Source organism: Gammaproteobacteria bacterium (assembly GCA_003696665.1).
Taxonomy (GTDB): Bacteria; Pseudomonadota; Gammaproteobacteria; order Enterobacterales.
The window spans coordinates 1-4,722 of sequence record RFGJ01000367.1 but is presented as its reverse complement, the minus strand read 5'-3'; the positions used below and the strand labels follow the sequence as shown (position 1 = coordinate 4,722).

The 4,722-nt window shown below is 52.2% G+C and carries 6 protein-coding genes; 3 read left to right on the top strand and 3 right to left on the bottom strand.

Going from position 1 to position 4,722, the window contains the following annotated elements; all coding sequences use genetic code 11:
• On the bottom strand, window positions 1–305 hold a 305-nt coding region (locus tag D6694_09525; GenBank protein ID RMH40973.1), incomplete at its 3' end, for a guanosine-5'-triphosphate,3'-diphosphate pyrophosphatase.
• A 6-nt stretch (window positions 306–311) separates the two neighbouring features.
• Window positions 312–1,541, bottom strand: a complete 1,230-nt coding sequence (gene rhlB / locus D6694_09520) for an ATP-dependent RNA helicase RhlB (GenBank protein ID RMH40974.1) — start codon at window positions 1,539–1,541, stop codon at window positions 312–314.
• A gap of 141 nt (window positions 1,542–1,682) precedes the next feature.
• Here rhlB and trxA point away from each other — a divergent pair, with 141 nt between their 5' ends.
• The 3 genes from trxA (at window position 1,683) to D6694_09505 (ending at window position 4,278) form a co-directional block, all read left to right on the top strand.
• Window positions 1,683–2,009, top strand: coding sequence for a thioredoxin TrxA (trxA, locus tag D6694_09515; GenBank protein RMH40972.1), 327 nt, complete (start codon window positions 1,683–1,685; stop codon window positions 2,007–2,009).
• A 176-nt stretch (window positions 2,010–2,185) separates the two neighbouring features.
• The gene (gene rho / locus D6694_09510) at window positions 2,186–3,445 is read left to right on the top strand and encodes a transcription termination factor Rho (GenBank protein ID RMH40971.1); all 1,260 of its coding nucleotides are present in this window, start codon (window positions 2,186–2,188) and stop codon (window positions 3,443–3,445) included.
• Between the two features lie 131 nt (window positions 3,446–3,576).
• Entirely contained in the window at window positions 3,577–4,278 is a 702-nt protein-coding gene (locus D6694_09505) for a rhomboid family intramembrane serine protease (protein ID RMH40970.1), read from the top strand.
• On the opposite strand, the gene D6694_09500 is transcribed toward D6694_09505, so the two are convergent.
• Window positions 4,271–4,722: acyl-CoA thioesterase (locus D6694_09500; GenBank protein ID RMH40969.1), on the bottom strand; the 452-nt coding region annotated here is incomplete at its 5' end. The two genes, D6694_09505 and D6694_09500, sit on opposite strands and share 8 nt — an antisense overlap.

Below are 4,722 nucleotides of genomic sequence, written 5' to 3'. Positions count from 1 at the left end.
GGCCAGCCGTAGCGGGCGCGTAATGCGTGGGCGACGGTTTCGCCGTTGGTCGCGCGTCGTAAGGCGCTGGTGCCAACAGCGCGAATTCTCGCTTGTGGCCAAGCGGCCAAATCTTCGGCAAAACTGTCCAGCGCTTTGAAAATTCTTGCCATCGCTTGATCCGACAAAGTGGGTTGCTGACACAGGTCTGCCGCTAGACGGACGCGAATTTTCCGTTCGAGCAATGTTTGCCATTGCCCATTGTCGGACGTTTTCACACAAAGGTGAAAACTGTTGGAACCCAGATCGATGGCCGCAAACACCATGTTTCACTACCGTGGACGTGAACGTGGACGACGACGAGGGGCTGGCTTGGGCGGTGAGAGCGTTTCGGGAAGCGCCACGCTGTCCATCCGTGCGGTGGGGATGGCATAGCCGATGTATTCTTCAATGGCGGGTAAATTCATGGCCGTATGTTCATTGGCGAAACTGACCGCGACACCTGTGGCTCCGGCCCGCGCCGTGCGCCCAATGCGGTGTACGTAGTCTTCCGGATTGTCCGGTAAATCGAAATTATACACATGACTGACGCCCTCTATATGCAAACCGCGCGCGGCCACATCGGTGGCCACCAAGGCCAACAACTGACCGTCTTTGAGTTTCTGGAGCAAGGCGGAGCGCTTCTTCTGTGGCACATCACCGGTAAGAAGCCCAACCTGAAAGCCATTACCAACCAGATAGCGCCAAATCTTTTCCGACTGTCGTCTGGTATTGGCAAAGATCATGGCTCGATCCGGCTTCTGCTGGCGCAGCAAGCCAATGAGCAGCGGGATGGCTTCTTCTTGGCTTGGATAATAGAGCCATTCCTGGATGCGTGCGTTGGTGATTTCGGTGGCCGTTTGCACTTTGATGACATTGCCCATATGCTCGTAGGCAAGCTCCATCACGCGCTGCGATAGCGTTGCCGAAAACAGCATATTCAATCGGTCTTGAGCAGGGGGCATGCGCCGGAATAAGTATCGGATGTCTTTGATAAACCCAAGATCAAACATCCGATCCGCCTCATCAAGAACAACCACATCAAGGGCATCCAAAGAGAAAATTTTCTGTTTGAAATAGTCAATCAGGCGCCCGGTTGTGCCGATGAGAATATCGACCCCTTCCTTGAGCATTTGCTTTTGTTGTTCATAGCCTGTGCCGCCATAGACGACACCAATTTTGAAGTCGGTATATTTAGCCAATTGCTTCGCGTCATCATAGATTTGCACGGCCAACTCACGCGTTGGCGCGACGATGAGGGCTCTCGGCTCATTCGGGCGGCGTCCATCAATTGGCCGGATGCACAAAAGGTCATTGAGCGTGGCGAGCAGGAAGGCGGCTGTTTTACCGGTGCCCGTTTGGGCCTGGCCAGCCACATTGTGACCGGTGAGGGCGAGCGGCAGCGCCTCGGCTTGTATCGGCGTGCAATAGTGATAACCCAGATCCTCAAGTGCCTTGAGCAGTGGCGGTTGGAGACCGAGCGATGAAAAAGGGATGTCAGATAGGCTTGTGGTATCAGTCATTGTGTTCTTGTTTGGAATTGAGGCTTGCAATGTGAAAGCTTTTTCAGTCAAATAGTGAACCAAATTTTAACCTGTTTTGACACTGATGGCTCGTACTGTGTCGGAAAAACAGGAAAAATAGTGGCAACAGGAGAGCATTGCATGAGCGAACATATTGTCAACGTGACTGATGATAGCTTTGAAGCTGACGTGCTTCAGGCGGAAGGGCCAGTATTGGTCGACTTCTGGGCCAGTTGGTGTGGTCCTTGCCGAACCATTGCACCGATTTTGGAAGAAGTGGCCGAAGAATATGCAGGCCGAGTGAAAGTTTGCAAGCTGAACATCGAGGAAAATGCGGAAACTGCGCCAAAATATGGCATTCGCGGCATCCCGACCTTGCTGCTGTTCAAAAACGGACAGGTGGTTGCCACTCATGTTGGCGCTTTGTCAAAATCGCAATTGACCGCATTTTTGGATAGCAACATTTGAAAAAGTTGATGGTTCAGCCTTTGAGGGCTGGACTGTCACTTGATATTCTGCTAATTTTAGGCTTGCAAGTCACGCGAGCCTTTCGCGAAGACCCGTCGCTGTAATAATTTCGATTCACGAAATCCCAAGTAATCCAGCAAATAACAAACTGGTTGACTCTCACGGACCCGTCACGCATGAATCTGACAGAACTCAAACGTAAACCGATCAATGAACTTGTCGAATTGGCGAGCCAAATGGGCTTGGAAAACATGGCCCGGCTGCGCAAGCAGGACATTATCTTCGCCATTCTCAAGGCCCACGCCAAAAGCGGAGAAGACATCTTTGGTGATGGCGTCTTGGAAATCTTGCCGGATGGTTACGGCTTTTTGCGAAGTGCCGACAGCTCTTATTTGGCCGGGCCGGATGACATTTACGTCTCACCAAGCCAGATACGCCGGTTTAACTTGCGCACAGGTGATACAGTCTCGGGAAAAATTCGTCCACCAAAGGACAACGAGCGTTATTTCGCCCTGCTGAGGGTCAATGAGATCAACTTTGATTCGCCGGAAAACGCCAAGAACAAAGTCTTGTTTGAAAACCTCACTCCGCTGCACCCCAATGAGCGGCTGAGGATGGAGCGTGGCAATGGCTCGACAGAAGATTTGACCGCTCGCGTGATTGATCTGGTCGCGCCCATTGGCAAAGGGCAGCGCGCTTTGATCGTGTCGCCGCCGAAAGCGGGTAAAACGATGATGCTGCAGAACATTGCCCAATCACTAACGTACAACCACCCGGAATGCGTCCTGATTGTCCTGCTCATCGATGAGCGGCCTGAAGAAGTGACTGAAATGGCGCGGACGGTGCGCGGCGAAGTCGTGGCGTCAACTTTTGATGAACCTGCGTCGCGGCATGTTCAGGTGGCCGAAATGGTCATCGAAAAGGCAAAGCGGCTGGTCGAACATAAAAAGGATGTGGTGATATTGTTGGACTCCATCACGCGCCTGGCGCGTGCTTATAACACCGTGATCCCATCCTCGGGCAAGGTGTTGACTGGGGGCGTGGATGCGCACGCGCTGCACAAGCCGAAGCGGTTCTTTGGGGCAGCGCGCAACATTGAAGAGGGCGGCAGCCTGACCATTATCGCCACTGCACTGATTGATACGGGCTCGAAAATGGACGAAGTCATTTACGAGGAATTCAAGGGGACGGGCAACATGGAGCTCCACCTTGATCGACGCGTAGCGGAAAAGCGGGTTTACCCAGCCATCAATGTGACCCGTTCAGGCACCCGGAAAGAAGATCTGTTAACCACGCCGGATGAGCTGCAAAAGATGTGGATTTTGCGCAAAATCTTGCATCCGATGGACGAAGTTGAGGCGACAGAATTTTTGATCAACAAATTGAGCTTGACCAAAACCAACGAGGAATTTTTCGAATCGATGAAACGTTCGTAAGGTGCGCAAGTCGTCAAAAGGGGCCGTCATTGGCCCCTTTTGCGTGTGGTTGAGTGGTTTCTTGGTACACTAGCTTGCACTGCGATTTTGAAATCGCCACAATGCACCAAACAGATTCATTCCACAGGCTCATGTTTCCCCTCAGAGATTCCACCCCAAGTCATCGACAGCCCATCATGATGTGGGCACTTATTGCCGCCAATACGTTGGTATTTCTTTATGAACTGACGCTCGGCGAAGCCGGCCAGAAAGCGCTTTTCTACGAATGGGGGTTGGTGCCCAAGGCACTGTCGAATCCTGAATGGGCCTGGCTCAATTACCTACCTGAACAATCGTGGACAAACCTTTTTACTAACATGTTTTTGCATGGCGGCTGGATGCATTTCCTGTCCAACATGTGGTTTTTGTACATCTTTGCCGACAACGTGGAAGATCGCATGGGGCATGCTCGATTTTTGGCCTTCTATGTATTGTGTGGTGTCGGTGCCAGCTGGATGCATTATGCGTTTAATACGGATTCACCGGTTCCTGCGTTAGGCGCCTCCGGGGCGATCTCTGGTGTCCTGGGGGCCTACTGGCGGCTGTTTCCAACATCGCGTGTGATCACCTTGATCCCGGTGTTTTTCTATCCCTTGATCGTTGAGATTTATGCGGTTGTGTTTATTGGTATTTGGTTTTTGATGCAGTTGATGCAGGGCGTTGGCAGTCTTGCGGTGACACAGGTGGGTGGGGTCGCCTGGTGGGCGCATATAGGTGGTTTTGTATTCGGCCTGATACTTTATCGCGCTTTCTTGCTTCCAGCTCGTCGAGACACGCGCGACTGGCCTATTTAGTGGCTTGATTGACCATCGACTTTCGTGCTTCATGTCGTGCTTTCGCAGCGAGCCACCGGGCGTGCTCAATGTCATTGCTCGGTTGAAATGGCGGGACGGGTGTGGGTTTGCCGTCTTTATCGACGGCCACCATTGTGAAAAAGCTCGTATTGGTGTGGCGAACGATGCCGGCTTCCAAGTCTTCGGCGACGACTTTGATGCCAACTTCCATTGAGGTTCGCCCTGTATAGTTGACCGAGGCCATAAATGTGAGTAGTTCGCCGATGCGGATGGCCTGTTTGAACAGTACATAATCGACAGCCAGAGTGACCACATAATGCCCGCAATAACGCATGGCGCAGGTATAGGCCACTTTGTCCAACAGTTTCAGCAGCTCTCCGCCATGCATGTTGCCGCCAAAATTGCTCATATCTGGTGTCACGAGAATCGACATCTCTGTGTGTC

What these genes read in the sequence shown, in the direction of transcription:
- D6694_09505 (RMH40970.1), top strand. Translation starts at nt 3,577, where the DNA reads ATGTTTCCCCTCAGAGATTCCACCCCAAGTCATCGACAGCCCATCATG.
- trxA (RMH40972.1), top strand. Translation starts at nt 1,683, where the DNA reads ATGAGCGAACATATTGTCAACGTGACTGATGATAGCTTTGAAGCTGAC.
- rho (RMH40971.1), top strand. Translation starts at nt 2,186, where the DNA reads ATGAATCTGACAGAACTCAAACGTAAACCGATCAATGAACTTGTCGAA.
- rhlB (RMH40974.1), bottom strand. Translation starts at nt 1,541, where the DNA reads ATGACTGATACCACAAGCCTATCTGACATCCCTTTTTCATCGCTCGGT.